General features: G+C 66.3%; 28 protein-coding genes. 17 read left to right on the forward strand and 11 right to left on the reverse strand.

The window, feature by feature from the left end; genetic code table 11:
* Window positions 1-9 precede the first annotated feature (9 nt).
* The 3 genes from ACQR1F_RS20260 to ACQR1F_RS20270 all read right to left on the reverse strand — a co-directional run bounded on the left by ACQR1F_RS20260 (window position 10) and on the right by ACQR1F_RS20270 (window position 1,751).
* Window positions 10-507, reverse strand: a complete 498-nt coding sequence (locus ACQR1F_RS20260; protein ID WP_316217496.1) for a hypothetical protein — start codon at window positions 505-507, stop codon at window positions 10-12.
* Window positions 508-849: 342 nt separating this feature from the next.
* Window positions 850-1,533: an HAD family hydrolase gene (locus ACQR1F_RS20265; protein WP_434873897.1), complete on the reverse strand. Its 684-nt coding sequence runs from the start codon at window positions 1,531-1,533 to the stop codon at window positions 850-852.
* Window positions 1,530-1,751: a cysteine-rich CWC family protein gene (locus ACQR1F_RS20270; RefSeq protein ID WP_315803301.1), complete on the reverse strand. Its 222-nt coding sequence runs from the start codon at window positions 1,749-1,751 to the stop codon at window positions 1,530-1,532. The genes ACQR1F_RS20265 and ACQR1F_RS20270 overlap by 4 nt, the downstream gene beginning before the upstream one ends.
* Before the next feature lie 145 nt (window positions 1,752-1,896).
* Between ACQR1F_RS20270 and ACQR1F_RS20275 the strand changes: the two genes are divergently transcribed.
* The 4 genes from ACQR1F_RS20275 (at window position 1,897) to ACQR1F_RS20290 (ending at window position 5,631) form a co-directional block, all read left to right on the forward strand.
* Window positions 1,897-3,408 (forward strand): DUF1800 domain-containing protein, encoded by a 1,512-nt coding sequence (locus ACQR1F_RS20275; protein WP_434913719.1) that lies wholly within the window; start codon window positions 1,897-1,899, stop codon window positions 3,406-3,408.
* Window positions 3,405-4,628: a DUF1501 domain-containing protein gene (locus ACQR1F_RS20280; protein ID WP_434913720.1), complete on the forward strand. Its 1,224-nt coding sequence runs from the start codon at window positions 3,405-3,407 to the stop codon at window positions 4,626-4,628. Before ACQR1F_RS20275 ends, ACQR1F_RS20280 begins: the two co-directional genes overlap by 4 nt.
* 135 nt (window positions 4,629-4,763) lie before the next feature.
* Complete coding sequence (locus tag ACQR1F_RS20285) at window positions 4,764-5,084, forward strand: antibiotic biosynthesis monooxygenase family protein (RefSeq protein WP_316217492.1); 321 nt, start codon at window positions 4,764-4,766, stop codon at window positions 5,082-5,084.
* Window positions 5,085-5,187: 103 nt separating this feature from the next.
* Window positions 5,188-5,631 (forward strand): endonuclease domain-containing protein, encoded by a 444-nt coding sequence (locus tag ACQR1F_RS20290; RefSeq protein ID WP_315803305.1) that lies wholly within the window; start codon window positions 5,188-5,190, stop codon window positions 5,629-5,631.
* 263 nt (window positions 5,632-5,894) lie between these two features.
* Here the strand turns inward: ACQR1F_RS20290 and ACQR1F_RS20295 are convergent, their stop codons facing one another.
* The 5 genes from ACQR1F_RS20295 to ACQR1F_RS20315 all read right to left on the reverse strand — a co-directional run bounded on the left by ACQR1F_RS20295 (window position 5,895) and on the right by ACQR1F_RS20315 (window position 9,208).
* Window positions 5,895-6,356 (reverse strand): GNAT family N-acetyltransferase, encoded by a 462-nt coding sequence (locus ACQR1F_RS20295; protein WP_434913721.1) that lies wholly within the window; start codon window positions 6,354-6,356, stop codon window positions 5,895-5,897.
* A 61-nt stretch (window positions 6,357-6,417) separates the two neighbouring features.
* The gene (locus ACQR1F_RS20300; protein ID WP_316217490.1) at window positions 6,418-6,618 is read right to left on the reverse strand and encodes a hypothetical protein; all 201 of its coding nucleotides are present in this window, start codon (window positions 6,616-6,618) and stop codon (window positions 6,418-6,420) included.
* Window positions 6,619-6,685: 67 nt separating this feature from the next.
* The gene (locus tag ACQR1F_RS20305) at window positions 6,686-6,937 is read right to left on the reverse strand and encodes a hypothetical protein (RefSeq protein ID WP_434913722.1); all 252 of its coding nucleotides are present in this window, start codon (window positions 6,935-6,937) and stop codon (window positions 6,686-6,688) included.
* Window positions 6,938-7,131: 194 nt separating this feature from the next.
* Window positions 7,132-7,782, reverse strand: coding sequence for a glutathione S-transferase family protein (locus tag ACQR1F_RS20310; RefSeq protein ID WP_315803309.1), 651 nt, complete (start codon window positions 7,780-7,782; stop codon window positions 7,132-7,134).
* Window positions 7,783-7,975: 193 nt separating this feature from the next.
* Window positions 7,976-9,208, reverse strand: a complete 1,233-nt coding sequence (locus ACQR1F_RS20315) for a glycosyltransferase family 87 protein (protein WP_434913723.1) — start codon at window positions 9,206-9,208, stop codon at window positions 7,976-7,978.
* A gap of 192 nt (window positions 9,209-9,400) precedes the next feature.
* On the opposite strand from ACQR1F_RS20315, the gene ACQR1F_RS20320 reads away from it, so the two are divergent.
* The 8 genes from ACQR1F_RS20320 (at window position 9,401) to ACQR1F_RS20355 (ending at window position 18,177) form a co-directional block, all read left to right on the forward strand.
* The gene (locus tag ACQR1F_RS20320) at window positions 9,401-10,603 is read left to right on the forward strand and encodes a pyridoxal phosphate-dependent aminotransferase (RefSeq protein ID WP_434913724.1); all 1,203 of its coding nucleotides are present in this window, start codon (window positions 9,401-9,403) and stop codon (window positions 10,601-10,603) included.
* A 121-nt stretch (window positions 10,604-10,724) separates the two neighbouring features.
* Window positions 10,725-11,249: a DUF992 domain-containing protein gene (locus ACQR1F_RS20325; RefSeq protein WP_315803311.1), complete on the forward strand. Its 525-nt coding sequence runs from the start codon at window positions 10,725-10,727 to the stop codon at window positions 11,247-11,249.
* A gap of 183 nt (window positions 11,250-11,432) precedes the next feature.
* Window positions 11,433-11,906: a DUF992 domain-containing protein gene (locus tag ACQR1F_RS20330; protein ID WP_315803312.1), complete on the forward strand. Its 474-nt coding sequence runs from the start codon at window positions 11,433-11,435 to the stop codon at window positions 11,904-11,906.
* A gap of 176 nt (window positions 11,907-12,082) precedes the next feature.
* Entirely contained in the window at window positions 12,083-14,131 is a 2,049-nt protein-coding gene (locus ACQR1F_RS20335) for an elongation factor G (protein WP_434913725.1), read from the forward strand.
* Window positions 14,132-14,334: 203 nt separating this feature from the next.
* Window positions 14,335-14,637 (forward strand): helix-turn-helix domain-containing protein, encoded by a 303-nt coding sequence (locus ACQR1F_RS20340; protein ID WP_315757334.1) that lies wholly within the window; start codon window positions 14,335-14,337, stop codon window positions 14,635-14,637.
* Window positions 14,638-14,730: 93 nt separating this feature from the next.
* Complete coding sequence (locus ACQR1F_RS20345; protein WP_316177611.1) at window positions 14,731-16,494, forward strand: SulP family inorganic anion transporter; 1,764 nt, start codon at window positions 14,731-14,733, stop codon at window positions 16,492-16,494.
* Window positions 16,495-16,611: 117 nt separating this feature from the next.
* Window positions 16,612-17,454, forward strand: coding sequence for a shikimate dehydrogenase (locus ACQR1F_RS20350; protein WP_316177613.1), 843 nt, complete (start codon window positions 16,612-16,614; stop codon window positions 17,452-17,454).
* Window positions 17,455-17,598: 144 nt separating this feature from the next.
* Window positions 17,599-18,177, forward strand: a complete 579-nt coding sequence (locus tag ACQR1F_RS20355) for a hypothetical protein (RefSeq protein ID WP_316237658.1) — start codon at window positions 17,599-17,601, stop codon at window positions 18,175-18,177.
* A gap of 57 nt (window positions 18,178-18,234) precedes the next feature.
* Here ACQR1F_RS20355 and ACQR1F_RS20360 read toward each other — a convergent pair whose 3' ends face one another.
* Window positions 18,235-19,371, reverse strand: a complete 1,137-nt coding sequence (locus tag ACQR1F_RS20360) for an alpha-hydroxy acid oxidase (protein ID WP_316237586.1) — start codon at window positions 19,369-19,371, stop codon at window positions 18,235-18,237.
* A gap of 404 nt (window positions 19,372-19,775) precedes the next feature.
* Between ACQR1F_RS20360 and glmM the strand changes: the two genes are divergently transcribed.
* From glmM to ACQR1F_RS20380, 4 genes are all read left to right on the forward strand, one after another.
* Entirely contained in the window at window positions 19,776-21,128 is a 1,353-nt protein-coding gene (gene glmM, locus ACQR1F_RS20365) for a phosphoglucosamine mutase (protein WP_315803317.1), read from the forward strand.
* Between the two features lie 397 nt (window positions 21,129-21,525).
* Window positions 21,526-22,368, forward strand: coding sequence for an outer membrane protein (locus ACQR1F_RS20370; protein ID WP_316217483.1), 843 nt, complete (start codon window positions 21,526-21,528; stop codon window positions 22,366-22,368).
* Window positions 22,369-22,559: 191 nt separating this feature from the next.
* Window positions 22,560-23,387 (forward strand): outer membrane protein, encoded by an 828-nt coding sequence (locus tag ACQR1F_RS20375; RefSeq protein WP_434890756.1) that lies wholly within the window; start codon window positions 22,560-22,562, stop codon window positions 23,385-23,387.
* 28 nt (window positions 23,388-23,415) lie between these two features.
* A complete protein-coding gene (locus tag ACQR1F_RS20380; RefSeq protein WP_316177616.1) occupies window positions 23,416-23,871 on the forward strand; it encodes a GNAT family N-acetyltransferase in 456 nt (151 codons plus the stop codon).
* On the opposite strand, the gene ACQR1F_RS20385 is transcribed toward ACQR1F_RS20380, so the two are convergent.
* Together ACQR1F_RS20385 and ACQR1F_RS20390 are read right to left on the reverse strand one after the other, a co-directional pair.
* Window positions 23,872-24,723 carry an amidohydrolase family protein gene (locus ACQR1F_RS20385; RefSeq protein WP_434913726.1) on the reverse strand — a complete coding sequence of 284 codons (852 nt, stop codon included), beginning with the start codon at window positions 24,721-24,723 and terminating at the stop codon, window positions 23,872-23,874. It lies immediately after the preceding gene.
* Window positions 24,720-25,706 (reverse strand): aldo/keto reductase, encoded by a 987-nt coding sequence (locus ACQR1F_RS20390; protein WP_434913727.1) that lies wholly within the window; start codon window positions 25,704-25,706, stop codon window positions 24,720-24,722. Before ACQR1F_RS20390 ends, ACQR1F_RS20385 begins: the two co-directional genes overlap by 4 nt.
* A gap of 106 nt (window positions 25,707-25,812) precedes the next feature.
* Between ACQR1F_RS20390 and ACQR1F_RS20395 the strand changes: the two genes are divergently transcribed.
* On the forward strand, window positions 25,813-26,103 hold the full coding sequence (locus ACQR1F_RS20395) for a hypothetical protein (protein WP_315803323.1): 291 nt from the start codon (window positions 25,813-25,815) through the stop codon (window positions 26,101-26,103).
* The last annotated feature ends 107 nt before the right edge of the window (window positions 26,104-26,210 follow it).

A 26,210-nucleotide genomic window follows, 5' to 3' on the forward strand; every position in this document is an offset into this window, starting at 1 on the left:
GCCCGTTTGCTATCGCCGGTCCCGTTGCGCCTGCCTCGTCCGGCACACCGCCGACTCGTCGGACCAGAAAGCGGGTCCGGCGAAGTGCGGGACCTCCTCGCGCACATCAGCCGGAAAGTCCGCCTTGGTGATGCCCTTCTCCTCGAAGGCTTCGAACAACGCCTCCTTCACGCGCTGATCGAGCGGCGTGCCGACGCTGTCGGCCGCCTCCCGAAGCGATTTGTCGGTGCAGATTTTCGCGCCCCAGAACTGCCGCTTGCAGTCCAGCTTGGCAACATAGGCCCGCGTGTAGGCCGTCAGTGCGTCGACCAGGTTCTGCTTCATGGTTGTGTCGCAGGGCGACAGCTTGTAGGCCGTCGCGGCCTGCAACGCGTCCATGCGCAAAACGTCCAGCTTGGGATTCTTGTCGCTCTGCGAGGTGTGCTGCGCGAGCCACGCCTTGCGCTCGAACTCCTTCGATTCTGGGCCGCCGAAGGTCCTGTCGACCGTCGGGGAGAGGGGAGCCACGACCGCCACGGTCCCGGGCGTCGGCGCAGCGAGATTTGATGCGGCTTCAATCGAAGCTGTCTGCATCATGCCCCGCCACGGTCCATCCGGAAGCGGAAACCCCCTGACCGCCCAACTCACACCAGCGAACGCAGCCAAGAATGCCGCACCCGCGGCGCCAATGAATCGCAACATGAAATAAGCCCATCCACCAACGCCGTGCACGGTAGGGCGTGCGGGTTAATGTATCCGATAGGGCCGTGGGCACCGGCGCAACGACGTGAACCGATTGTGACCATGTTCGGTCGCGTTTGAAGACAATGGCAAAGCTGTACGGCCGTTTCACAGGCCGCGGATCTGACGTCACATCCTGGCGGGCAGCACCGAACGGCGTGCGAGCAGCGCGATGGCGGCGTCGAGATCCGGCAGCACGGCCGCCGCATTCGCCCGCGAATGATCGTTCGGCGCCACGATGTCCGGCACCATCAAGGTGATCGCGCCGGCGGCGTGCGCCGAGGCGACGCCGGGATTGGAATCCTCGATCGCGACGCAGGCCGGCGCACGCGTCCGTAGCCGTTCCGCGGCGAGCAGATAGAGGTCCGGATGCGGTTTGGCACGGGTCACGTCGTCGCGCGTCAGCACCGCATCGAAGCGGTGGTCGATGCCGGCGAGGCCAAGATGCTCCGCCGCCGTGCGGCGCGAGGAGGAGGTGACGACGGCCTTGGGCAGCCCGACCGCGTCGATCGCGTCGAGCAGCGCGATGACGCCGGGTTTCAGCGGCATGCCCGCCTGCAGGATCTCGATGGTCTTGGCCGCGAACAGGCGGTTGACTTCGAGCAGCGGAAAATCGTCGCCGAAATGGTCGCGCAGGGTCTGCTCGTTGTCGGGTCCGGGAATGCCGATCATCGCGTGACAGAGCTCGACGACGCCATCACTATAGCCGAGCGCATTCAGCGCTGCGATTGCCGCTTCGAGATAGACCTTCTCGGTGTCGAGCAGCGTACCGTCCATGTCGAGCAGGACGGCTTCGACGTGCCAGCGTGTCACGAGCCCGGCTCCGGTTCGCCGGCCAGCCTCTTGAGGCAATTGATGCACAGGCAGTCCTTGAACCGGGTCTGTCCGGTCTCGGGCAGCGGCAGGCGCACGGCCTCTTCGAAGCACCAGCAGGAGCCGCCGGGATCGCAGCTGAACTCCGCGCCGCACGACTCGCAGATGAGTTGCCGCGCGGCCACGTCTGCTAAACGATTTGTCACCTTCGGAACCACGTCCGATCCACCTCTTTTCATGTCCGGTTCATCTGCGCGGGCAAGTATAGTGCGTGACAATCTGCCGCGCCATCGCAGTCTGCGGTCGCGGCAGCAAACTGCTTCGGGAGCTCCCGTGATGACGGGCCGCTGGTGAGGATGAGGCATGGCGCGTGATGCCCAGGCGGCTCTTGTCGCATTGAATCGCTTCGGCTTCGGCGCGCGTGGCGGCGCCTCGGGCGATCTCGTCAATGCGGCGTCAGACCCGCGCGGCTTCGTCAAGGCCGAGCTCGGCCGTCCCAGCGGAGCGCTGCTGGAGACGCCGGGCCTGCAGCCGACATCAGCGCTCGCCGCTGCCGTCTTTGCCTATCAGGACGAGGTCAAGCGCGCGCGCGAGGCCGCGAAGTCCGAGGCCGCGCCGCAGGAGCCATCCAGTCAGACGCGCGGCTTGTCCACGAACGGCGCGGACAAAGCCATGGCCGCGCCGCCCTCGGCAGCCCCGGCGGCCGGTGCCGACCCCGCACCCGCGATGCAGGGAGCGCCGGCAAAGCCCGCGCAGGCTCAGCAGCCGCCCAACGTCGTCCAGAAGACGTTCCGTGCTGAAGCGCTGGCGCGGCTGCAGCGCGCCGTGCTCGCCGATTGCGGCTTCACCGAGCGGCTGGTGGCGTTCTGGTCGAATCATTTCTGCATCTCCGCGGGCAAGGGCGAACTGGCGCGGATGTGGGCTGGCGCGTTCGAGCGCGAGGCGATCCGGCCGCACGTGCTCGGGCGCTTCGCCGACATGCTGAAGGCGGTCGAGCAGCATCCGGCGATGCTGTTCTTTCTCGACAACCAGGAATCGCTCGGACCGGACTCGCGCGCCGGCCAGAACCGCAAGCGCGGCCTCAACGAGAATCTCGCGCGCGAGATCATGGAGCTGCACACGCTGGGTGTCGGCGGCGGCTATAGCCAGGAGGACGTGACGTCGCTGGCGCGCATCATCACCGGCTGGAGCTTCGCCGCCCGCAACGCGGCGCCCGGCAGCTTCGTGTTCAATGCCAATGCGCATCAGCCGGGGCCGCAGACTCTGCTCGGCAAGGTCTACGGGGATGATGGCCTCGCCCAGGGCGAGGCTGCGCTCGCCGACATCGCGCGGCATCCGTCGACTGCGAAGTTCATCGCCACCAAGCTCGCGCGCCATTTCGTCGCCGATGATCCGCCGCCCGCGCTGGTCGCGCGGCTCGAGGCCGTATTCAAGAAGAGCGACGGCGATCTGAGAGCGGTGACGCTGGCGCTCGTCGATGCCGATGAAGCCTGGTCGGCACCGCTGGCCAAGATCCGCTCGCCTTATGAGTTCCTGGTCGCGGGCGGCCGGCTGCTGGCGCGCGTGCCCGAGGATCCCGGCTTCTATCTCAATTCCCTGAACATGCTGGGACAGCCGCTGTGGGCGCCCGCAGGGCCGAACGGATTCGCCGATACCATCGCGATGTGGGCCGCCCCCGAGGGCATGAAGCTGCGGCTGGACATCTCCGCGCAACTCGCCGCGCGTCTCGGCAACAATCTCGATCCCCGTGATCTGCTCGATCTCGCCGCGGGAGACGCGACTTCGACGGAGACGCGGCGCACGATCGAGCGTGCGGAATCGCGCCAGCAGGCGCTGGCGCTGCTGCTGATGTCGCCGGAATTCCAGAGGAGATGACGATGGACCGGATCGCGACCTCGCTGTTGACCTCGCGTCGCCACCTGCTGCTGGCAGGCGCGTCCTTTGCCGCCTGGGGCTATCTGCCGAAATTCGCGCGGGCCGCCGATCGGCGTGATCCACGGCTGATCGTCGTGATCCTGCGCGGCGCGCTCGATGGGCTCGCCACCGTGGCGCCGGTCGGCGATCCCGACTACGCCGGGCTGCATGGCGCGATTGCGCTGACGACGGCGGGACCGAATCCGGCGCTGCCGCTCGACTCGTTCTTTGCGCTGCATCCGGCGATGCCGGAATTCGCACGCATGTATCGCGACAAGCAGGCGGCGGTGGTTCACGCGGTCGCGACACCGTATCGCGAACGCTCGCATTTCGATGGCCAGGACGTGCTCGAAAGCGGCTTCGCCGGTCCCGGCCGCGTGCAATCGGGTTGGCTCAACCGCGCAGTCGAGGCTCTGCCACGCGGCCCCCGCGTCACGGGCGCGCTCGCGGTCGGTCCGACGGCACCGCTGGTGCTACGCGGCGCAGCGCCCACCGTCGGCTGGGCGCCGGTGACCTTGCCGCAGGCCGATGACGACACCGCGACGCGGCTGGTGGACCTCTATGCGCATCGCGATCCCGCATTGGCGGCTGCGCTGTCGCAGGGGCTCAAGCTCGACAAGGTCGCGTTCGGCGACGACATGAAGCCGAAGCCGGGCGGCAACCAGATCGCGGCGATGCGCCAGGTCGCGCGCGGCGCGGCGAAGCTGATCGCGGCGGATGATGGTCCGCGCATCGCGGCGCTGGCGTTCGACGGCTGGGACACCCATGCCAATGAAGGCGGCGCGGTCGGCCGGCTGGCGCAACTCCTGTCGGGTCTCGATGGTGCGCTCGCCGAGTTCGAGAGCGGGCTCGGCCCGCGCTGGCGCGATACGGTCGTGATGGTCGCAACCGAGTTCGGGCGCACCGCGAAGATCAACGGCACGCAAGGCACCGATCATGGCACCGGCACCGTCGCCCTGCTCGCCGGCGGTGCGGTGAAGGGCGGGCGGGTGATCGCCGACTGGCCGACGCTGAAGATGGCCAGCCTCTACCAGGGACGCGATCTTGCGCCGACCACGGATCTGCGCGCGGTGTTCAAGGGCGTGCTCGCCGATCATCTCGGCATCGGTGAGCACGCCCTCGGCCGCGCGGTGTTTCCGGACAGCGCGGCCGTGAAGCCGATCAAGGGGCTCGTGGCGTAGGGCTCGCTCGCGCCATGTCCTGATCGGGTCCCGCAGCGTTCAACATCGCGGCATCAGCGGCGATTGCCGCAGGCGCATTGCATCGCGAAGTCTGCTACTCCCTGGCCTGCGGCATTCATCCCTCAGGAGATCAGCATGTTCATCGCCATGAATCGTTTTCGCGTTGCCAAGGGTTCGGAGGCCGCCTTCGAGCAGGTCTGGCTGTCGCGCGACAGCCATCTCGACAAGGTGCCGGGCTTCGTCGAGTTTCACTTGTTGAAGGGACCGGAAGCCGAGGACCATACGCTCTACGCCTCGCACACCATCTGGGCGTCGAAGGCGGCGTTCGAGGACTGGACCAAGTCCGAAGCCTTCCGCATGGCCCACAAGGGCGCCGGCGACAACAAGCCGCTCTATCTCGGCCCGCCGCAGTTCGAGGGCTTCGAGGTGAGGCAGACGGTGGGTGGGAAGAAGTAGGACGTTGCTCGGGATTTGGATTCGAGCTGCCGCTGCGTAGCCGGTATGCTCCCTCTCCCCGTGAAGAACGGGGAGAGGGTTGGGGTGAGGGGCAGCGGCACGGGTGGTGGTCGTCGCGCTCGCCCGGTCTCGTCAGCTCGTGCTGTATTGCAGTCTCAACGGCTTCAGCACGATGAAGACCTGCGATGAGGTACGGCACATGCGAGGACCAGATCTGAAATCCGTCGGTCTTGCTCGGCGGCTCCGCACTGCCCAGACGAACGCGGAGAACACGCTGTGGGATAAGATACGCAGCCGTCGGCTGGATGGTCACAAGTTTGTTCGGCAGCTCCCGGTCGCAGAATATATCTGCGACTTCGTTTGTCGAGAGAGGCGCCTCATCGTTGAAATTGACGGGGGACAACACAGCGAGTCTAAGCAGGATGTTGTTCGCGATCGCCGTTTAGCGGAGGAAGGCTATCGGGTTCTTCGCTTTTGGAACAACGATGTCCTAGGAAATATCGAAGGCGTTCTGACGCTGATTCAAGATGAGCTGACGCGTGCGTAGTGGGCGCTCTGGCAAGGCTGCACCGCCCGATCCGCTGCCCCTCACCCCAGCCCTCTCCCCGTGAAGAACGGGGAGAGGGAGCCCACCGATCGCACGGCAGCATCTCGCTTTCCGCTCTCAGAGGTGGCCACGCCAAAAAAATGCGGCCCCGGTCAGAGACGGCGACTGACGGGGACCGCTGAAACGCGTGACCGGTGACGGGGGATGATCAGGCGCTCGATGGAGCGTAGGCCTGCCCCGTGACGGCGGCGTGACACCGCCCGTTACAGCGTCTTGCGGTAGACGATGAAGCCCGAGCGCTCGGCGATCTTGTCGTAGAGCGCCTGTGCCGTGGTGTTGGTCTCATGCGTCTGCCAATAGACCCGCGGCGCACCGGCCTGACGCGCTTCGCGGTAGACCGCCTCGATCAGCGCCCGGCCGACGCCCTTGCCGCGGGCGGCCTCGCTCGTGAACAGGTCGTTGAGATAGCAGAGCGGCCCGATCGTGGTGGTGGCGCGATGAAACAGGTAGTGCGCCAGGCCGATCAGCTCGCCGCCGCTCTCGGCGACCAGGGCATGCACCGGCTCGTCGGCATCGAAGAAGCGCGACCATGTCACGGCGGTCACCTCGCTCGGCAGCGCCGTCGGCCCCGAACGGCCGTAGAAGGCGTTGTAGCCGTCCCAGAGCGGCAACCAGCGATCATGATCGTCGCGCGCGATGGCGCGCACAGTGAGGGCTTCGTGCATGAAGGCTTCGCCGTCCGTTTGAATCTCGACGGACCTTCGATACGCGCAGCCGCGCTCGCGATCAATCCGAGACGGTCAGCGGCGGCACCGGTTCGGCGGCGGGCGGCCGCACCAGCTCGACATAGACAGACCGATCCTCCTCGGTCAGCGGCGAGAACGAAAGCTCGCCCCGCCGCTCGATCAGGATCAGCAGTGACGCCGCCAGCAGGATCGCGAGTGCCAGGGTCACGGCAACGATTACGACCGTTGATTTCATCGCCATTTTGTGCGCGAGACAATCATCGCCTGTTGTCGCGAAAACCGCGAAGGGTTGTCAAAATGGCTTCCTGCTAAGCGGGCATCGACAAGAGGGCGCGGATCGACACCACCGCGATGGTGACGCTGACACCCAATGAGAGCGTGCTGGCCGCGATCGTTGCGACCACGGCAGTGGTCAGGCTGGGCGAAAGGGTGAGCGTCGCGTCGTCATGAAAGCCGCTGATCGGCGTGAGGAGCCCTCGACGACGGTCCGACGGCTGCGGCGATGCATGGCCGCGGACCCAACTGAACCTCGGAACGGAAGCAAGACGCCACCCGGACATGAAGTCGAAATCCCTTACCCATACATCCGCGAGCGAATCACTCGCAGAGGTAAATTCTAAGGTCGCGCTGGGCAGGATTGCGGCGGCAAATCGGAAAAAAAGGCGCAAACATGGCGCTGGCGGTGATCGTTCCCGCCATCGCGTGTATTTTCCCCGCTGTTCTACGGGCAGTCGGTAGTCTTACGGTGAAGACCTCACCCGTAATCGGCGGCGATGCCTGCCGAATCGATCAGCGCCGGCTGCCAGTCCATCGCGACGAAGCCGGGCGTCTGCTCGACGCGGCGCAGCCAGCTGCGGATCTTCGGGAAGGTCGACAGATCGAAGTCGCAGCGATCGGCGACATGGGTGTAGCCGTAGAGCGCGATGTCGGCGACCGTCAGCTGCTTCGCGGCAAAGTAGTCGTTGCTCTTGAGATGATTCTCCATCACCTGCAGCGCGGCATAGCCGCGCTCCATCCAGTCCTCCAGCGCATGGGTCTGCAGGTCGCGCCCGCCCTTGACCAGCAGCAGCCAGAAATAGGCGGCGCCGATGTTCGGCTCAAGCGCATGCTGTTCGAAGAACATCCACTGCAGCGCTTCGGCGCGCTCGATGCGCTGCTCCGGCACCAGCGGCGTGCCGCCGGCGACATACCAGAGGATCGCGTTCGATTCGGCGATGAAGCGGTCCTCGCCGACCTCCAGCAGCGGCACCTGGCCGCTGGGATTCTTGGCGAGAAAATCCGGCGTGCGGCTCTCGCCGCGCAGGATGTCGATCTCGATCGCCTGATAGGGCGCGTTCAGAAGCGCGAGCGCAAGGCGGACCTTGTAGCTGTTGCCTGACCGCTGCATCGAATAGAGCTTGTACATCCGGCCGGTTTCGAGTTCGAGGAATCAAGGGTTGGACGCATCGCGCATCCGGACGCCAGATCGTCCCGCAATGCGGCCAGACAATGATGCCGATGGGCGCAGGCTGCAAGAGCCGGCGGATGGAAAAAGTCGAAATGCGCTACTGCACTGCACTCTCGAATAACAACTTTCCAATAGGTTCAAACAATCGAGATCACGCCTGCGCGATGCGCGCCTTTCCACCGATCTCGACCGCGCGATCGGTGAGTGCGCGGCGCAAGGTCAGCGCGAACAGGGTCATCAGAACGATGAGGCCCAGCGGTATCGTCGTCAGCCCGGCGACGCTGCGCGAGAGCAGCGGCACGATCCAGGCGGCCGCGAGCACGCTGAGCTCGTAGTCGCGAAAGCCGTTCGCGAGGCCGTGCCGGACGAAGAAGATGATCGCGACCGCAACGACGACGAGGTCGTAGTCGAGCACATAGGGCGTCGCCAGCAGGCTCGCGCTCGCCAGTGCCGATGCCTTGAGATCGAACGCCGCCTCGCTCTGCCACAGCCAGGCAAGTCCGGCCGCGAGCGACAGCGCCAGCAGGCTCTGCAGCGCATAGGCGGATCTGATATCGGCGCCCCAATGACGCGCGGCCGAGAACACCGACTGGATCTTCTCCCAGCCGGTGCCGCCTTGCTCGAGCACGACGCTCTGTGTGAAGGTCATCGACTGGAAGAAGGCGTGCCAGACGTCGTTGCCGAGCGCGGCGAAACTGATCGCGACCAGCGCGGCCACCGTGGCGGTTGCCGCAGCAACCGTCGGCCAGCGCGCGCCTGCGAGCAGCGCCACGGGAATGAGCACGCCGAATTGCGGCTTGTAGGCGAGCAGGCCGATCAGGATGCCGGCCGTCCACGGCCGGCCGCGCTCCATCGACAGCAGCGCGCCGCCGAGCAGCGCCGCGGTGAAGAATGCGTTCTGGCCGTGACCGATGTTGACGAACACGGCGGGAAACGCGGTTGCGACCAGCAGGGTCTCGGAACGCGGCAGGATCGCGCGCATGACCGCGAGGTACGCGAGCAGGCTCGACACGACCCAGAGCGCGAGCCCGCCGGCATAGGGCAGCAGGGCGGTGATGGCGGCGATCGCGAAGAAGAAGGGCGGGTAGTGCCAGCCGAAGAACGGCACGTCGCGGCCGTCGAACACCGCCTTTTCCATCGCATGCTGCAGCGGCGGATCATAGGCGTCGGCCGCCTTGTCCTGAAGGGTCAGCACGCCTGCCGCATAGACGTTGGAGAAGTCGGTGCCGATCGGCTTGCCGTTGCGGTCGATCAGGCCATCGGCCAGCGCGATCCAGCCGGCGATGGCCGCGATCGTGACCGCGAGCAGAATCCAACTGTAGGACTTGATCCGCGTGGCCGTCAGCCAGTCGCCGGATCGCAGGGCGTACCCGATATTGGTCATTTCGGCCTGAAACTCTGGACAATCGTGGGGTCTACGCTAGCGGGGCCGCTTTAACGTTCCCTAAAGTCTTGGGAGCCATGTGCCCAAGCTTCTTGCGATGCAGCGCCCGGGGCCTTAAAAGCAGGCGTTTCCCTGACATGACTGGTCGTGGCCCGAAAAGGGTGATCCACGACGCCTGCATAGGAGCTGATGATGTCCTTTCTCGCCGCTGCGCTCGACCGTGTGAAGCCGTCCGCGACCATCGCGGTCACGGACAAAGCGCGCGTCCTCAAAGCGGCGGGGCGCAACGTCATCGGGCTGGGCGCCGGCGAGCCGGATTTCGACACGCCCGACAACATCAAGCAGGCCGCGATCAAGGCGATCCAGGACGGCAAAACCAAGTATACCGCGGTCGACGGCATCCCCGAGCTGAAGGAAGCCATCATCGGCAAGTTCCAGCGCGAGAACGGCCTGACCTACAAGCCGAACCAGGTGATCGTCGGCGTCGGCGGCAAGCAGGTGCTGTACAATGCGCTGATGGCGACCATCAATCCCGGCGACCAGGTGATCATCCCGGCGCCGTACTGGGTCAGCTATCCCGAGATGGTGGCGCTCGCCGGCGGCGAGCCGGTGCCGGTGGTCTGCACAGCCGCGCATGGCTTCAAGCTGCAGCCGGAGGCGCTGGAGAAGGCGATCACGCCGAAGACCAAATGGCTGATCCTGTGCTCGCCGTCGAACCCGACGGGCGCGGCCTACACCAAGGCCGAGCTGAAGGCGCTCACCGAGGTGCTGGTCAAGCATCCGCATGTCTGGATCATGACCGACGACATGTATGAGCATCTGGTCTATGACGACTTCGTGTTCACCACGCCGGCACAGGTCGAACCGTCGCTGTACGACCGCACGCTGACCGTGAACGGCGTCTCCAAGGCCTATTGCATGACCGGCTGGCGCATCGGCTATGCCGGCGGCCCGGCGCACCTGATCAAGGCGATGGCGACGATCCAGTCGCAGTCGACCTCCAACCCGTGCTCGATCGCGCAATGGGCTGCCGTCGAAGCCTTGAATGGTCCGCAGGACTTCATCCCGGCCAACAACAAGGTGTTCAAGGAGCGCCGCGACCTCGTGGTGTCGATGCTGAACCAGGCCAGCGGCATCGAATGCCCGCGCCCCGAGGGCGCGTTCTACGTCTATCCGTCCTGCGTCGGCACGATCGGCAAGACCGCGCCGTCGGGCAAGGTGATCGACAATGACGAGGCCTTCGTCACCGAGCTGCTGGAGACCGAGGGCGTCGCTGTCGTGCACGGCTCGGCATTCGGCCTCGGCCCGGCATTCCGCATCTCCTACGCGACCAAGACCTCCGACCTCGAGGACGCCTGCAAGCGCATCCAGCGCTTCTGCGGCAATTTGAGGTAATCGGGCAACAGCGACCTTTGAATCTCTAAAGGTCAATTTCCGCACAGAAAGGCGCCATGTTTTGAACATGGCGCCTTTCTTTTGTCCGGGATCAAGTTGCGTGGCGTAAGGTTGGAGTTCGATGCGGCTGCTTGTGCTGTCGATCGTGGCGATGGTGATGCTCGTGCCGCTCGCGCAGGCCCATCAGGGCCGCCCGATGCGTGCGGGGGTTCTGGAGTGCGAGGGCCGCCGGACGGCCGGCAAGCTCGTGATGTCACAGGCCCGTCTGCGCTGCGTCTTCCGCAGCCAGGGCCGCGCGCCGGAGCGTTATGTCGCCAAGGTCCGCCGCTACGGTCTCGATCTCGGACTGACGGATCAGACCCGGATGGCGTGGGCGGTGTACGCGCCGGTCAACGATTTCGGCCGCAGCGAGCTGCGCGGGCGCTATGGCGGATTGTCGGCCAACGCCGCCGCGCTGGTCGGCTTCGGCGGCAGCTTCCTGGTGCGCGACACCGATCGCGCCACCCAACTGCAGCCGATCAGCCTGCAGGGGCAGACCGGCATGAACCTCGCCGCGGGAATCACCGAGGTCGAGCTGGTGCCGCTGCTGCCGATCCATCCGAGCCCGAGCCAGCCCTCGTCCTACTTCTCGCGCTACTATCGCTGAGCACGGCGACAATGCCTCGCAGCCGCGCTGCGCTGGTCGAGGCCGTGAGTCGTTCAGCCAGATGAACGGCGCGCCGCTTCTGGTGCGGCTGTAAGCCTTGTGGCATAGATGTGATGGCTCGTGATCATCAGTCCCGATCACCGAGCGCCGCATCACATGTTCATTTCAGCCGGAGTTTTATTCATGCGCTCGACCATCCTCGCCGGGCTCACCGCTGCGGCCGTCCTCTGCATCGGCGGCGCTGCCCAGGCGCAAGATCGCGTGCGGGTCGGCGTCCTCGAATGCCGCGGCGGCGCCAGCGTCGGCTTCATCGTCGGCTCGGTCACCCATCTCGGCTGCGTGCTGCGCGCCGACGGGCTGCCGGAGGATCGTTACGTCGCGACCATCCGCAAGGTCGGCCTCGATCTCGGCATCACCCAGGAATCGCTGCTGGCCTGGGTGGTCTATGCGCCGGTCGCGCGGCTCGGGCCGGGCGATCTCTCCGGCGATTATGCCGGTGCGCAGGGTTCGGCCGCGGTCGGCGTCGGTGTCGGCGGCAACGTGCTGGTCGGCGGCTCCGCCAACTCGATCGCGCTGCAGCCGCTCAGCGTCCAGGGCCAGGTCGGCATCAGCGTCGCGGCGGGGCTGCAAAGCCTCGAATTGCGCCCGGGTCGGTGATCTTCCCTTTGCCGTGAACAGCGCTCTTCCCGCCATCGTGCGGGAAGACGGTGGGATCCCCCGCACTGCAGCAACGTTTTTCGCAGGCCGCCTGCTTGCCAAAGCGGCAGCCGAGGCAGAGCATTCGGCTTTGCCGACCCAATCAAGGGCCGAGCTCCACAACGAGGAGGCGGCGAATGGGACAAGACCTGAGAAGTCCCCGAGGTCCACGGTGCATCGCGCTGGTGGGCCCTTTCCAAAGCGGTAAAACCACTCTCTTGGAGGCGATCCTGGCGCGGACGGGCGCGATCGCGCGCGCGGGCAGCGTCGACGCCGGCACATCCGTCGGCGATGCCAGCCCGGAGGCGCGCCAGCACAAGATGAGCGTCGCCATGACGGCGGCGACGACGACCTTCATGGGCGACAGCTACACCTTCCTCGACTGTCCCGGCTCGATCGAGTTCATCCACGACATGCGCGCCGCGCTGCCGGCGGTCGATGCCGCGATCGTGGTCTGCGAGGCCGATGAGAAGAAGCTGCCGCAATTGCAGATCATCCTGCGCGAGCTCGAGGAGCTGCGCATCCCGCGTTTCCTGTTCCTCAACAAGATCGACCGCGCCAATGCGCGCATCAGGGAGACGCTCGCGACCTTGCAGCCGGCCTCGCGCGTGCCGCTGGTGCTGCGCCAGATCCCGATCTGGAACGGCGAGCTGATCGAGGGCTTCGTCGACCTCGCATTGGAGCGCGCCTTCATCTATCGCGAGCACAAGGCCAGCGAGGTGATCGCGCTCGAAGGCGGCGATCTCGACCGTGAGAAGGAGGCGCGCTTCTCGATGCTGGAGAAGCTCGCCGATCACGACGATTCGCTGATGGAGCAGCTGCTGGAGGACATCCCGCCGCCGCGCGACGCCGTGTTCGATGATCTCGCGCGCGAATTGCGCGAGGGACTGATCTGCCCGGTGCTGCTGGGCTCGGCGTTGCGCGAGAACGGCGTGCTGCGGCTGATGAAGGCGCTGCGCCACGAGGCGCCCGGAATCGCCGAGACCGCGCGGCGGCTCGGTGTGAAGGACACCAAGGAGGCGCTCGGCTATGTCTTCAAGACGCTGCATCTGCAGCATGGCGGCAAGCTGTCATTGACGCGGGTGCTGTCCGGCCATCTCGACGACGGCGCGACGCTGCATGCCGCCTCGGGCGAGGCGGCGCGCGTGTCCGGCATCCTGGCTGCCACCGGCGCCTATGACAGCAAGCGCGCGGGCGCCGAGGCCGGGGACACGGTGGCGCTCGGCAAGCTCGATGCGGTCAAGACCGGCGATACGGTTGCGACCGGCAAGACGGCGCCACCGCCGCTGGCAAAGGTGGAGGCGTGCCCGCCGGTGCTGGCGCTCTCGATCGCCGCCGTGGACCGCAAGGACGACGTCAAGCTCGGCCAGGCCTTGCAGCGGCTGCATGAGGAGGATCCGTCGCTGACCATGGTGCAGAACCCGCGCACCCACGACACCGTGCTGTGGGGGCAGGGCGAGATGCATCTGCGCGTCGCGCTGGAGCGGCTGCGCGACCGTTTCGGCGTCAACGTCAAATCGCACCAGCCCGCGATCGGCTATCAGGAGACCATCCGCAAGCCGATCACGCAGCGCGGCCGCCACAAGAAGCAGTCCGGCGGGCACGGCCAGTTCGGCGACGTCGTGCTCGACATCAAGCCGCTGCCGCGCGGCGTAGGCTTCCGCTTCGCCGAGAAGGTGGTCGGCGGCGCGGTGCCGCGCAACTACATCCCGGCGGTGGAGGAGGGTGTCGTCGACGCAATGGCCCGCGGCCCCCTGGGCTTTCCGGTGATCGACGTCGAGGTGACGCTCACCGACGGCTCCTATCACAGCGTCGATTCGTCCGACCTCGCGTTCCGCACCGCGGCGCGGGCCGGCGTCAGCGAAGGCCTGCCGCAATGCGCGCCGGTGCTGCTGGAGCCGATCCATACCGTCGAGATCGTCTGCCCGACGGAAGCGACCGCCAGGATCAACGCGATCCTGTCGGCGCGGCGCGGCCAGATCCTGTCCTTCGATACCCGTGACGGCTGGCCGGGCTGGGACTGCGTGCGGGCGATGATGCCGGAGGCGGAGATCGGCGAGTTGATCGTCGAACTGCGCTCGGCCACCGCCGGCGCCGGCAGCTTCACCCGCCAGTTCGACCATATGGCCGAGGTGACCGGCCGCGCCGCCGATCACATCATCGCGTCCCACCGCGACGCCGCCTGAGCGGAACGCACCGCGCCGAACAGCACCGGCCCGTCATCCTCTCTCAGGATGGCGGGCCGGATTGCGTCACGGCCTCCGCTCGCGCGCAGGGAACAACGGCGAAGGTCGGGTTCCAGCTTGCGCCCGAAATCGATTTATGATGTATTTTACATCATTGTCTTTGTTTCAGACATCATTTATGGTGTCTCCCACGTGAGGCCATTGTGATCACGTCGTTCCAGATGCGGGCAGCGCGAGCGCTGCTCGGGATAGATCAGAGAACCTTGGCCGAGCTGGCCGGCGTGTCGCTGCCGACGATCCAGCGGATGGAAGCCTCCACGGGCAACGTCCGCGGCGTGGTGGACTCGCTGACCAAGGTCGTCGATGCGCTCAATCGTGCGGGCGTGGATCTGATCGGTGAGCATTCCCGCAGTGAGAATGGCGGGCGTGGTGTTCGCCTGAAGGACCCGGGGCCGCCTCGCCGCATGGGCCGTCAAACTGACATTGTGCGCGATGACGCGAGCTAGGCTCATCGCGCGCCACGGGGCTCCTGAGCGCTTCGTGTGGGACGCATCGTCGGCTGCGCCGCGGTCCGATGAGGCGACGGGAGCGTGGTCGGCATGAGCATCGCAAACGAACACCGTTCGCACGGGCGGGTCGGACATCATGAGCCGACCTTCGCCGAGCTTTATTCCCCCAAGCTCCTGACGGTCTTGCGCGAGGGCTACGGCCTCAGCGACTTTCGTGCCGACGCGCTGGCGGGCCTGACGGTAGCGATCGTGGCGCTGCCGCTGTCGATGGCGATCGCGATCGCCTCCGGTGTCTCGCCGGGGCGCGGCCTCTACACCGCCGTGGTCGGCGGCTTCCTGGTTTCGCTGCTCGGCGGCAGCCGCTTTCAGATCGGCGGTCCCGCGGGTGCCTTCATCGTGCTGGTCGCTGCGACGGTCGATCGCCAGGGTCTCGATGGCCTGCTGATCGCGGCGATGATGTCCGGCGTAATGCTGGTGATCGCCGGATATCTGCGGCTCGGCACCTACATCAAGTTCATTCCCTATCCGGTCACGGTCGGCTTCACCGCGGGCATCGCCGTCATCATCTTTGCCAGCCAGCTGAAGGATCTGTTCGGTATCACGCTTGCGGGCAAGGAGCCGGGCGAGCTGATTCCGAAGCTCGCGGCGCTCGCGCATGGCGCGCCGACCGCGACCATGCCTGCGGTCGCGACGGCCGCGCTGTCGATCGCGATCATCGTCGGCCTCAAGCATCTGCGGCCGACCTGGCCCGGCATCCTGATCGCGGTCGTGGTCGCCGCCATCATCACCTACGCGTTGCAGCTTCCCGTCGAGACCATTGGCACCCGCTTCGGCGGCATCCCGCGCGAGCTGCCGGCACCGGCGCTGCCGGCGTTTTCGCTTGCCAAGATCCAGGCGGTGTTTCCCGATGCGATTGCCTTCACGCTGCTCGGGGCGATCGAGTCGCTGCTCTCGGCCGTGGTCGCCGACGGCATGACCGGCCGCCGCCATCGCTCCAACTGCGAGCTGGTGGCGCAGGGCTTTGCCAATATCGGCTCGGCCTTGTTCGGCGGCATCTGCGTCACCGGAACCATCGCGCGCACCGCGACCAACGTCCGCGCCGGCGCGCGCGGGCCGGTGTCGGGCATGCTGCATTCGCTGTTTCTTTTGGTGTTCATGCTGATCGCAGCGCCGCTGGCGAGCTACATCCCGCTGTCGGCGCTTGCCGCGGTGCTCGTCGTTGTCGCCTGGAACATGGCCGAGAAGCACGAGTTCGCCACCCTGATCCGATCGTCCTGGGGCGATGCCACGGTGCTGCTCGCAACCTTCGGGCTGACGATCTTCCGCGATCTCACCGAGGGCATCCTGGTCGGCTTCGCGCTCGGCGCCGTGCTGTTCATCAACCGCATGGCGCAGATGACCGGCGTCGAGGGCGGGTCGCCTCTGGCCGCAAAGGACCGCGCCGACTTCGAGGATGAGGCGCGGGTGCCGTACAATCCGAAGCTCAGCGCCGACAAGGACGTGCTGGTCTATCGCATCACCGGCGCGTTCTTCTTCGGCGCCGCCTCGACCGTCGGCACCGTGCTCGACTCGATCGCGGACCGCCGCAAGGCCTTCGTGGTCGACTTCGCAGCGGTGCCGTTCCTGGATTCGACAGCCGCCAACGCCATGAGCCGCGTCGCCGCCAAGGCCAGGCGCCAGGGCATCCGCCTGTTCATCACCGGCGCATCACCGACCGTGCGCCGGGCGCTGCTGACCCACGGCGTGCGGCCGCCGCTGGTGCGCTTCCGCGAGACCATCGAGCGCGCGGTCGCCGACATCAAGGGCAAGGAGACGCCGCAGGAGGACATCTCCGACGGGCTGGCGGCGAGCTGAGTCCGGCCTCGCGCGCCGGTCTCCACCGAGGCGCACCGACGGCCGGCTTCGTCGTCGCGGCCGGTTCGACCGGCCCGCAGCATTGACTCCGGCCGGAGCTTGTCCGATGTCACGGCCATGACCGTCGCCGCCAAACCCCGCGCCGCGTGCCTGATCGGCTGGCCTGCCGCGCATTCGCGCTCGCCCCTGATCCATCATCATTGGCTGCACGAGCTCGGCATTGCCGGCGGCTACACCATCGAGGCGGTGCCGCCGGAAGAGCTTGCGGATTTCGTCACGCATCTCGACCGCCGCGGCTTCGTCGGCGCCAATGTCACCATTCCGCACAAGGAGCGCGTGCTGGAGCTGACCGAGCCGGACGCGCGCGCCCGTGCCGTCGGCGCCGCGAATACGTTGTGGTACGAGGACCGCATCCTGCGGGCCACCAACACCGACGTCGAAGGCTTTATTGGCAACCTGGATGCCGCCGCCCCGGGCTGGGACCGCACCGACGAGGCGCTGGTGCTCGGCTCTGGCGGCTCGGCGCGGGCCGTCGTGTTCGGTCTGCTCGAGCGCGGCATCGGCCGCGTCCATGTGGTCAACCGCACCGCTGCGCGCGCGCAGGCGCTGGCCGATCAGTTCGGCGACCGGGTCGTTGCCGAAGGCTGGGATCGCGTCGGCGCGCTGCTGCCGCGCGCGGGCCTGTTCGTGAACACCACCTCGCTCGGCATGCACGGCCAGCCGCCGCTCGAGCTCGACGTCGATCTGCTGTCGCCGCACGCCGTGGTCGCCGACCTCGTCTACGTGCCACTGGAGACGCGATTGCTCGGCGCCGCGCGATCGCGGGGCCTGCGCACCGCCGATGGGCTCGGCATGCTGCTGCACCAGGCGGTGCGCGGCTTCGAATTGTGGTTCCACCGCCGCCCCCAGGTCACGCCCGAACTGCGCGCGTTGGTCGAGGCTGATCTCACAAGGGCTTGAGTGTGGAATGAGCGGCCCTCTCCGGCGTTTCACTCGTCAGATGCCCGCGTCTCCGATACGAGCGCGGAACGCGTCTCTCGAGCCCTCGGAGTTTTCAGCATGTCTGCCCGTCTCGTTCTGATCCGTCCGGTCGCCGCGCTCGCAATGGTTGCGGCGGCGTCGCTGACCGCCATCGCGCAGCAGGCGCCAGTGCCGACGCGCGTGCGCGGCGCCATCGAAAGCGTCGACGCCGATACCATGACGGTGAAAGCCCGCAGCGGCGAGATCTTCAAGCTCCGCATGGCCGGTGATCTGCGCGTCTCGGGTGTCGTCAAGGCGCAGCTTTCCGACATCAAGCTGGGCTCGTTCATCGGCGCCACCACGGTGCCCGGTCCGGACGGCGCGCCGAAGGCGGTCGAGATCCACATTTTTCCCGAGGACATGCGCGGCACGGGCGAAGGCTCGCGGTCGTGGGACCTGAAGCCGAACTCGAGCATGACCAACGCCACCGTATCCGAAAGCTCGGTCTCGACCGACGGTCATACGTTGCTGGTCAAGTACAAGGGCGGCGAGAAGCGCGTCGACATCGCGCCGGACACGCCGATCGTCACCTTCGTGCCGGGCGACAAGACCGAGCTGAAAGCCGGCGCCAAGGTGATTGCGATCGTCAAGCCGTTGCCTGATGGTTCGCTCGAGACCAGCCGCGTCAGCGTCGGCCGCGACGGGCTGACGCCGCCGATGTAGGCGGCGCCGCGAGCACGGTGCGCTCCCTCTCCCCTTAGACCCTCGACCCAACTCCGCCTAATCCGCCAGCACCTTGCGGTCGATCTCGGCCACCGTGTTAACGCCGCACAGGCCCATCGTCGTCAAGAGCTCGTTGCGGATGATGTCGATGGCCTTGGCGACGCCGGCCTGGCCGCCGGCACCGAGGCCGTAGGCATAGGCACGGCCGAGCATGCAGGACTTGGCACCGAGCGCGAGCGCGCGCATCACGTCCTGGCCGGAGCGGATGCCGCCATCGAACATGATCTCGATCTTGTCGCCGACTGCTTCCGCAATGCCGGGCAGCACGTGGATCGAGGACGGCGCGCCGTCGAGCTGGCGGCCGCCGTGGTTGGAGACGACCATCGCCTGCGCGCCGGTCTCGACCGCGAGCTTGGCGTCTTCGATGTCGTGGATGCCCTTGATGATCAGCTTGCCTGGCCAGATCGAGCGGATCCAGTCGACGTCCTTCCAGTTCAGCGAGGTGTCGAACTGCGCCGCGGTCCAGGCCGAGAGCTTGGTGAGATCCTCGGTGTTCTTTACGTGGCCGGCGATGTTGCCGAACGTCCGGCGCTTGCCCTGCAGCACGCCCTGCACCCAGGCCGGCCTGATCGCGAAATCGAACAGCTTCGACAGCGTCCATTCCGGCGGCACGCTCATGCCGTTCTTGATGTCCTGGTGACGTTGGCCGATCACCTGCAGGTCGACGGTCAGGCATAGTGCGCTGCACTTCGCGGCGATCGCGCGCTCGACCAGGGCCTTAATGAAGCCGCGGTCCTTCATGACGTAGAGCTGGAACCAGAACGGCTTCTCGACGCTAGCAGCGATGTCCTCGATCGAGCAGATCGACATCGTGCTCTGCGTGAACGGGATGCCGGCGGCCTGCGCCGCGCGGCAGGCGTGAATCTCGCCGTCGCCATGCTGCATGCCCAGGAGGCCGACCGGCGCCAGGATCAGCGGCATCGACGCGGGCTCGCCGAGGATCGTCGTCGACAGATCGCGCTTGGACACGTCGACCAGGATGCGCTGGCGGAATTTGATCTTCTGCAGATCGTCGCGGTTGGCGCGCAGCGTCTCCTCGGCATAGGAGCCGCGATCGGCGTAGTCGAAGAAGGCTTTGGGCACGCGGCGCTTGTGCAGCAGGCGCAGGTCTTCAATGCAGGTGACGTGTTTCATCGCGGTCTTCGGCTCCCCACCGGCGTCTCGTTTCTTAAGGCTGGGGCAGTCATCTAGCATCTTTGCGGCGCCTGCCAAATCCAACTTGGGAACCGCAACGGCGTCTGGGCAAGGCAGGGCAAACTGCGCGCGTCACGCAACACGACGTCGGGGCTGCCGGAGCGAGCACATTCCGGCTGCGGCGGGCTCCGGCGGGCGAGCCCTCCGGAGCCGTCAGGTCGAATGAAAAATTAGCCTTAACAACGGCTTACAGAGGCTATGGCGGTTTCGTGGTAATGATTCATCATATTTTTTGAAGCCATCTTAGCCTTAAGGCGACTATAACCCGCGGGCTGACCGGCAGGGCGGCTCCCGTGATTCGCACCCGCCGGTAACGAAATCCAGAAGCCGTTGCTGGGGGTCATATGAGCCGTAACTATTTCGGGACCGATGGGATTCGTGGCCGCGCCAACGGCCTGATCACGCCGGAACTCGCGCTCAAGGTGGGGCAGGCCGCAGGTCTTCTGTTCCAGCGCGGCGAGCACCGCCACCGCGTGGTGATCGGCAAGGATACGCGCCTCTCCGGGTACATGATCGAATACGCCATGGTGGCCGGCTTCACCTCGGTCGGCATGGACGTGCTGCTGGTCGGCCCGATGCCGACGCCGGCGGTCGCGATGCTCACCAAGTCGATGCGCGCCGATCTCGGCGTCATGATCTCGGCTTCGCACAATCTGTTCGAGGACAACGGCATCAAGCTGTTCGGGCCGCAGGGTTTCAAGCTGTCCGACGATGTCGAGAGGCAGATCGAGCAACTGCTCGATGAATCGCTCGACAAGAAGCTGGCGCAGAGCGCGAGCCTCGGCCGCGCCCGCCGCATCGACGGCGTGCACGATCGCTACATCGAATTCGCCAAACGCACCCTGCCGCGCGACCTCTCGCTCGACGGCCTGCGCGTCGTGGTCGATTGCGCCAATGGCGCGGCCTACAAGGTCGTGCCCGAGGCGCTGTGGGAGCTCGGCGCCGACGTGATCTCGATCGGCGTCGATCCGGACGGCTTCAACATCAACAAGGAATGCGGCTCGACCTCGCCGGAGGCGCTGTGCCGCAAGGTGCGTGAGATGCGCGCCGACATCGGCATCGCGCTCGACGGCGACGCGGATCGCGTGATCCTGGTCGATGAGCGCGGCCACATCGTCGATGGCGACCAGCTGCTTGCCGTCATCGCGCAGAGCTGGAAGGAGGACGGCCGCCTGGCGCGCGCCGGTATCGTCGCGACCGTGATGTCCAATCTCGGTCTCGAGCGCTTCCTGCAGGGGCAGGGGCTCGAACTGGTGCGCACGCCGGTCGGCGACCGCTACGTTCTCGAGCGCATGCTGGCCGACGGCTACAATCTCGGCGGCGAGCAGTCGGGCCATATCATTCTCTCGGACTACGCGACCACGGGGGACGGCTTCGTCGCCGCGCTGCAGGTGCTGGCGACGGTGCAGAGGCTGCGCCGTCCGGTGTCCGAGGTCTGCCACCGCTTCGATCCGCTGCCGCAGATCCTCAAGAATGTGCGCTATCGCAGCGGCAAGCCGCTCGACGCGGACGAGGTGAAGTCGGCGATCGATACCGGACAGAAGCGCCTCAACGGCCATGGCCGACTGCTCGTGCGCTCCTCCGGCACCGAGCCGGTGATCCGCGTGATGGGTGAGGGCGACGACCGCGACCTGGTCGAGGAGGTCGTCGACGAGATCGTGGCCGCGGTGGGCAATGCGGCTGCTGCTGCCGCCTGATCACCGGCGATCATATTTTCGATTGTGGCCTGTCATCGTCAGATGGCAGGCCTTTTTGCTGGCTCACGATCTTCTCGCGTCCGAGTACGTCGCCAGGATGCTTCTGATCGCGTCGTTCAACCATTTCGTACGGCGGATCGGTATTTGGAAGGCATGGCTTCGCCATGAGCCGGGTCGGTCGACTAATTAGTTCGCATTGCCTGCATCGCCCGGCGCAGCCGCTAACGATCTGTTAGGATGAGTTGTTCGGCCGTTAACGGTTCCCACTCGCTCATGGAAAATCAACCTTAATTATTAGGGTTAAGCGCCGCTTAAGCATTTGGTGCGATTGTAGGGCCGTCAGTTGTGATGTGGGGCCAGGTTCTCGATTGCCTCACCGGCCAAAGGGACGAAGCCAATGCGTAGCGTTATGTCTTTGATCGCCGCCGGAGCGGCCTCTCTGTTTTCCACTCTGGCCTTTGCGGCCGACATGCCCATCATGCCGCCTCCGGTCTACGCGCCGCCGCCGGCGGCAGATTTCGGCGGCTGGTATCTGCGCGGCGACATCGGCTTCAGCAATCAGAAGGTCAAGGACGTCCATTATTCGCGCGAGTCGGCCTATACGCCGATGACGTCGTTCAATCAGACCTCGGCGTTCGATACCGCGGGCATCTACGGCGTCGGCGTCGGCTATCGCTTCAACAGCTGGTTCCGCGCCGACGTGACCGGCCAGTATCGCGGCAATTCGAACTTCAAGGCCACCGACCGCTTCAATGCGACGGCGGGCGGCGTGCCCTATAGCGGCATCGACAATTACAGTGGCAGCAAGTCGGAATGGCTGGTGCTCGCCAACGCCTATGTCGACCTCGGCACCTGGTGGTGCGTGACGCCGTTCATCGGCGCGGGCGTCGGCGGTGCGCGGGTGACGGTCTCGAACTTCACCGACACGGGCATCAACAACCTGCCGTTCACGACCACCAGTTTCGCAACGGCGCCGACCTCCTCGAAATGGAATTTCGCCTGGGCGGCCCATGCCGGTCTGGCTTACAACGTCAATCCCAACCTGGTGCTGGAGCTGGCCTACAGCTACGTCGATCTCGGCCAAGGCCAGACCGGCGTCCTGTCCGACTATGTCGGCAACACCACCGGCAACGTCTTCAAGTTCAAGGACATCACCTCGCACGACCTGAAGCTCGGCGTGCGCTGGAACTTCGACCAGCCCCCGCCGCCGCCCATGCCGGCGCTGATCCGCAAGGGCTGAGTCGAGCGATCGTCCTCACTGCAATCGAACGAACGGCGCGGGCCTCCCGCGCCGTTTTTGCGTTTTCTGATCGGGCGAATCGCGCGCGATTCCGCTGAAAGAATTTCCGTGCAGGGCGCTGCGACAACGAATGATTAAGGTTAACGCGCGATGATCGGAACAGAGAGTCAAGTGCTGATTGGAGCGTTGCGATGCGTAGCCTGGTGGTGGCGGTTTCGGTGTGCGGCATGATCTCTGCGGCCCAGGCCGCGGACTTGGCCGACCTTCCGATCCTGCGCGGTGGCCTGACCGAGGGCCTCAACAATTCGCGGGTCAACTGGGACGGCTACTACGTCGGCGTCCAGGGCGGCTACGGCTCGTCCGACGAGAACTTCAACGGCTCGACGAAGAACATGACGGCGGCGGTGTTGGCCAACACGCTGATCGAGAGCCAGATGCAGGTCTCGTCCTGGAACCCGAACCTCGGCAAGCAATCCTCGCGCGCATCGGGCTTCGGCGCCTTCGTCGGCTACAACAGTCAGTGGGACGACGTCGTGCTCGGCGTCGAGGCGAGCTATCTGCACGGCAAATACGGCGGCATGGCCTCTTCGAGCCGCACGCTCGTCAGCACGGCCGCACTGACCGACGGCAACTTCCACGCCGTGACGTCGACGCAGTCCTCGCAGATCTCGATCACCGACATGGCGACGATCCGCGGTCGTGCCGGCTATGCGATGGGCTGCTTCCTGCCCTACGCATTTTTCGGCCTTGCACTCGGCAACGCAGATATCGGCCAGTCCGTGACGGTTCAGGACCGGGTCAGCACGACCTTTCTCGGCACCTACACGCCGCTTGCGCCGCTCAGCGCCAACAACCTTCAGCACAATCACCTGATCTACGGCTACAGCGCCGGTCTCGGCGTCGACGTCAATCTGGTCGGCGGCCTGTTTGCGCGGGCCGAATACGAATACGTCCGCTTCACCTCGACGGTCGACACCAGCATCAATACGGTGCGCGCGGGCCTCGGCTACAAGTTCTGAGCTGATTGCAAGCCTGTCCTGTATGCCGATGTCCATCAGCATCCGTCCTGCGCAGCGCGACGACGTCGCTGCCATTGTCGCCATGCTCGCCGACGATCATCTCGGTCGGGCGCGCGAACGCCTCGAGCAGCCGTTGCCGCAGTCCTACTACGACGCGTTCGAGACGATCGCGCGGGATGGGAACATCACCCTGATCGTTGCCGAGGAGGCGGGCCGGGTGGTCGGCTGCCTGCAACTCTGCATCCTGCCCGGGCTCAGCTCGCAAGGTGCGTCGCGCGCGCTGGTCGAGGATGTTCGGGTCGCCACCGACCGCCGCAGCCGCGGCATCGGCGAGCAGCTGCTGCAATGGGCGATCGCCGAGGCGCGCAAGCAGCGCTGCAATCTGGTCGAGCTGATGACGCATCAAAGCCGCACCGACGCGCAGCGCTTCTACGGGCGGCTCGGCTTCGCCAAGAGCCATTTCGGCATGGTGATGCGGTTCTGATCAGCGCGGCAGGCGGTAGGCCGCGACGGCGTTCGGGCCGAACGCCTTGTCGCGGATGTCCGAGCCGAGCTGTGTCAGGCAGTGCTCGAGCGCCTGCTTGATTTCACGGTAGCTGCCGGCGAGCAGGCAGACCGGCCAGTCCGAGCCGAACATCAGCCTGTCGGCGCCGAAGCAGCGCGCCACATGTGTCACATAGGGCTGCAGCCGCTCCGCGTCCCAGTCGGTCCAGACGGCTTCCGTGGCGAGCCCCGACACCTTGCACCAGACATTGCCGTAGGCCGCGAGCTCGGCGATGCGATCGGCCCAGTCCTGATCGAAGCCGGTGGCGATCGGCGGCTTGGCGGCGTGGTCCAGCACGAAGCGCGCCCTCGGAAAAGCGCGCACCGTCGCAATCGCCGCCGGCAGCTCGCGCGTGCGCACCAGCAGATCGTAGGTCAAATCGCGGGCGAACACGATGTCGAGGCCGCGCCTGACGTCGCCGCGAAAGATCCATGCCGGGTCGGCCTCGTCATGGACCTGGTGGCGGATGCCGACCAGCCTGTCCCCGCCGGGCAGGCCGCGCAGCCGGTCGATCGTTGGTCCCACCGATGGATCGGTCAGGTCGACCCAGCCGACGACACCGGCGACGAACGGCGTCGCATGGGCAATGCGCAGGAATTCCTCGGTCTCGTCGAGCGACGACCGGGTCTGCACCAGGATGCTGGCGTCGAGACCGTTCTCGGCCAGCAGCGGGGCGAGATCGGCGGGACCGAACGGCCGGCGGATCGGCGCCAGCGCGTCACCGGCCATCCATGGATAGTCGGCGCGACCGGGATCCCAGAAGTGCTGATGCGCATCGATGACGCGGCTCATGGCGCCTCTCCCGGCAGCGGCGCGCGGGCGTCGACCAGGTCGCTGGCGCGCAGGTCGCGCCAGAACGCGGGTGGGATCGGCGCGTGCGCCAGCGCGATGTTGTCGGCCGCCTCCTGCGCATTGCGCGCGCCCTGCAGGCCGACGGTCACCGCGGGATGGGCCAGGCAGAACTGGATCGCGGCCGCCTTGAGCTCGATGCCGTGCTGCCTGCACAGCGCGTCGAGCTGGCGTGCCCGCGCCACCAGGGCGGCATCGGCATCCTCGTAGTTGAACTTCGCCGGCCCATGAGGATTGGCGAGGATGCCGCTGTTGTAGATGCCGCCGAGGATGATGGCGATGTTCTGCCTCTCGCAGATCGGAAACAGCGCCGTCAGCGCACCCTGGTCGAGCAGCGTGTAACGGCCCGCCAGGAGAAAGCAGTCGACCGGAACGGCTTCGGCAAAGCGCGCCAGCATCTCGGACTGGTTCATGCCGGCGCCGATCGCCTTGATGCTGCCGTCGTCGCGCAGCCGCTGCAGCGCGCGAAAGGCGCCGGCCACGGCCTCGTCGTAGTGATCGTCGGGATCGTGCACGAGCAGGATGTCGATGCGATCCAGGCCGAGCCGGACCAGGCTCTCCTCGACCGAACGCATCACGCCGTCATGGGAGTAGTCGAATTGTGGCCGCAGCGGCGGCGTGCCCTTGTAGTGCGGGTCTTCGCCCGAGGCCGTCGGGTCCGGCCGCAACAGCCGGCCGACCTTGGTCGAGATCACGTAGCTGTCGCGCGGCTGCCGGCGCAAGAACGCGCCGAGCCGCTGCTCGGCGAGGCCGAAGCCGTACAGCGGCGCGGTGTCGTAGAAGCGCACGCCGCGCGACCACGCCGCGGCGATCGTGGCTTCGGCATCGCCATCGCTGACCGGCGCGAACAGGCCGCCGAGCGGCGCCGTGCCGAGGCCGAGACGGGTGATGTCGAGCGAGCTCCTCCCGAGACGGACGCGTTCCATTCTTCTATCCTTGTTGTTCGGCGCGTGCAGATCGCGTCATTGTGCATGGATGCGTTCGACGAAACAATGACGTCGCATGGTGCAGCACAACGAAGAGGAGGGGACGATGTCGGCGATCAATCCACTGACGGCCTTCGGAGTCGTGCTGGCGACGGCGGCGACCGACGCGGTCTACGTGATGTTCACGTCGGCGGTCGTCGCCAAGCGGCGCGTATCGGCCGCGACCTGGAGCTCGATCTGGTACATGCTCTCGTCATTCGCCGTGATCAGCTACACGGAGAACTGGATCTACGTCGCGTTCGCTGCGGTCGGCTCCTGGATCGGCGCCTACGCCTCGATGACCTTCCTGCATCGTCCTCCGGCTGGCCAGTCGCCCGTCGGTGCCGCGCCGGAATGAATTGCATTCGCTTGCATGCCAGCACGACTGCGTGAACGCCGGCGCGAGCGCGCGAAGTTCCTTGACGCGGAACGACCCTTCCCGTAATCACCGGGGCGGGACACCTC

This window comes from Bradyrhizobium sp. HKCCYLS3013 (genome assembly GCF_051167615.1).
Classification (GTDB): Bacteria; Pseudomonadota; Alphaproteobacteria; order Rhizobiales; family Xanthobacteraceae; genus Bradyrhizobium.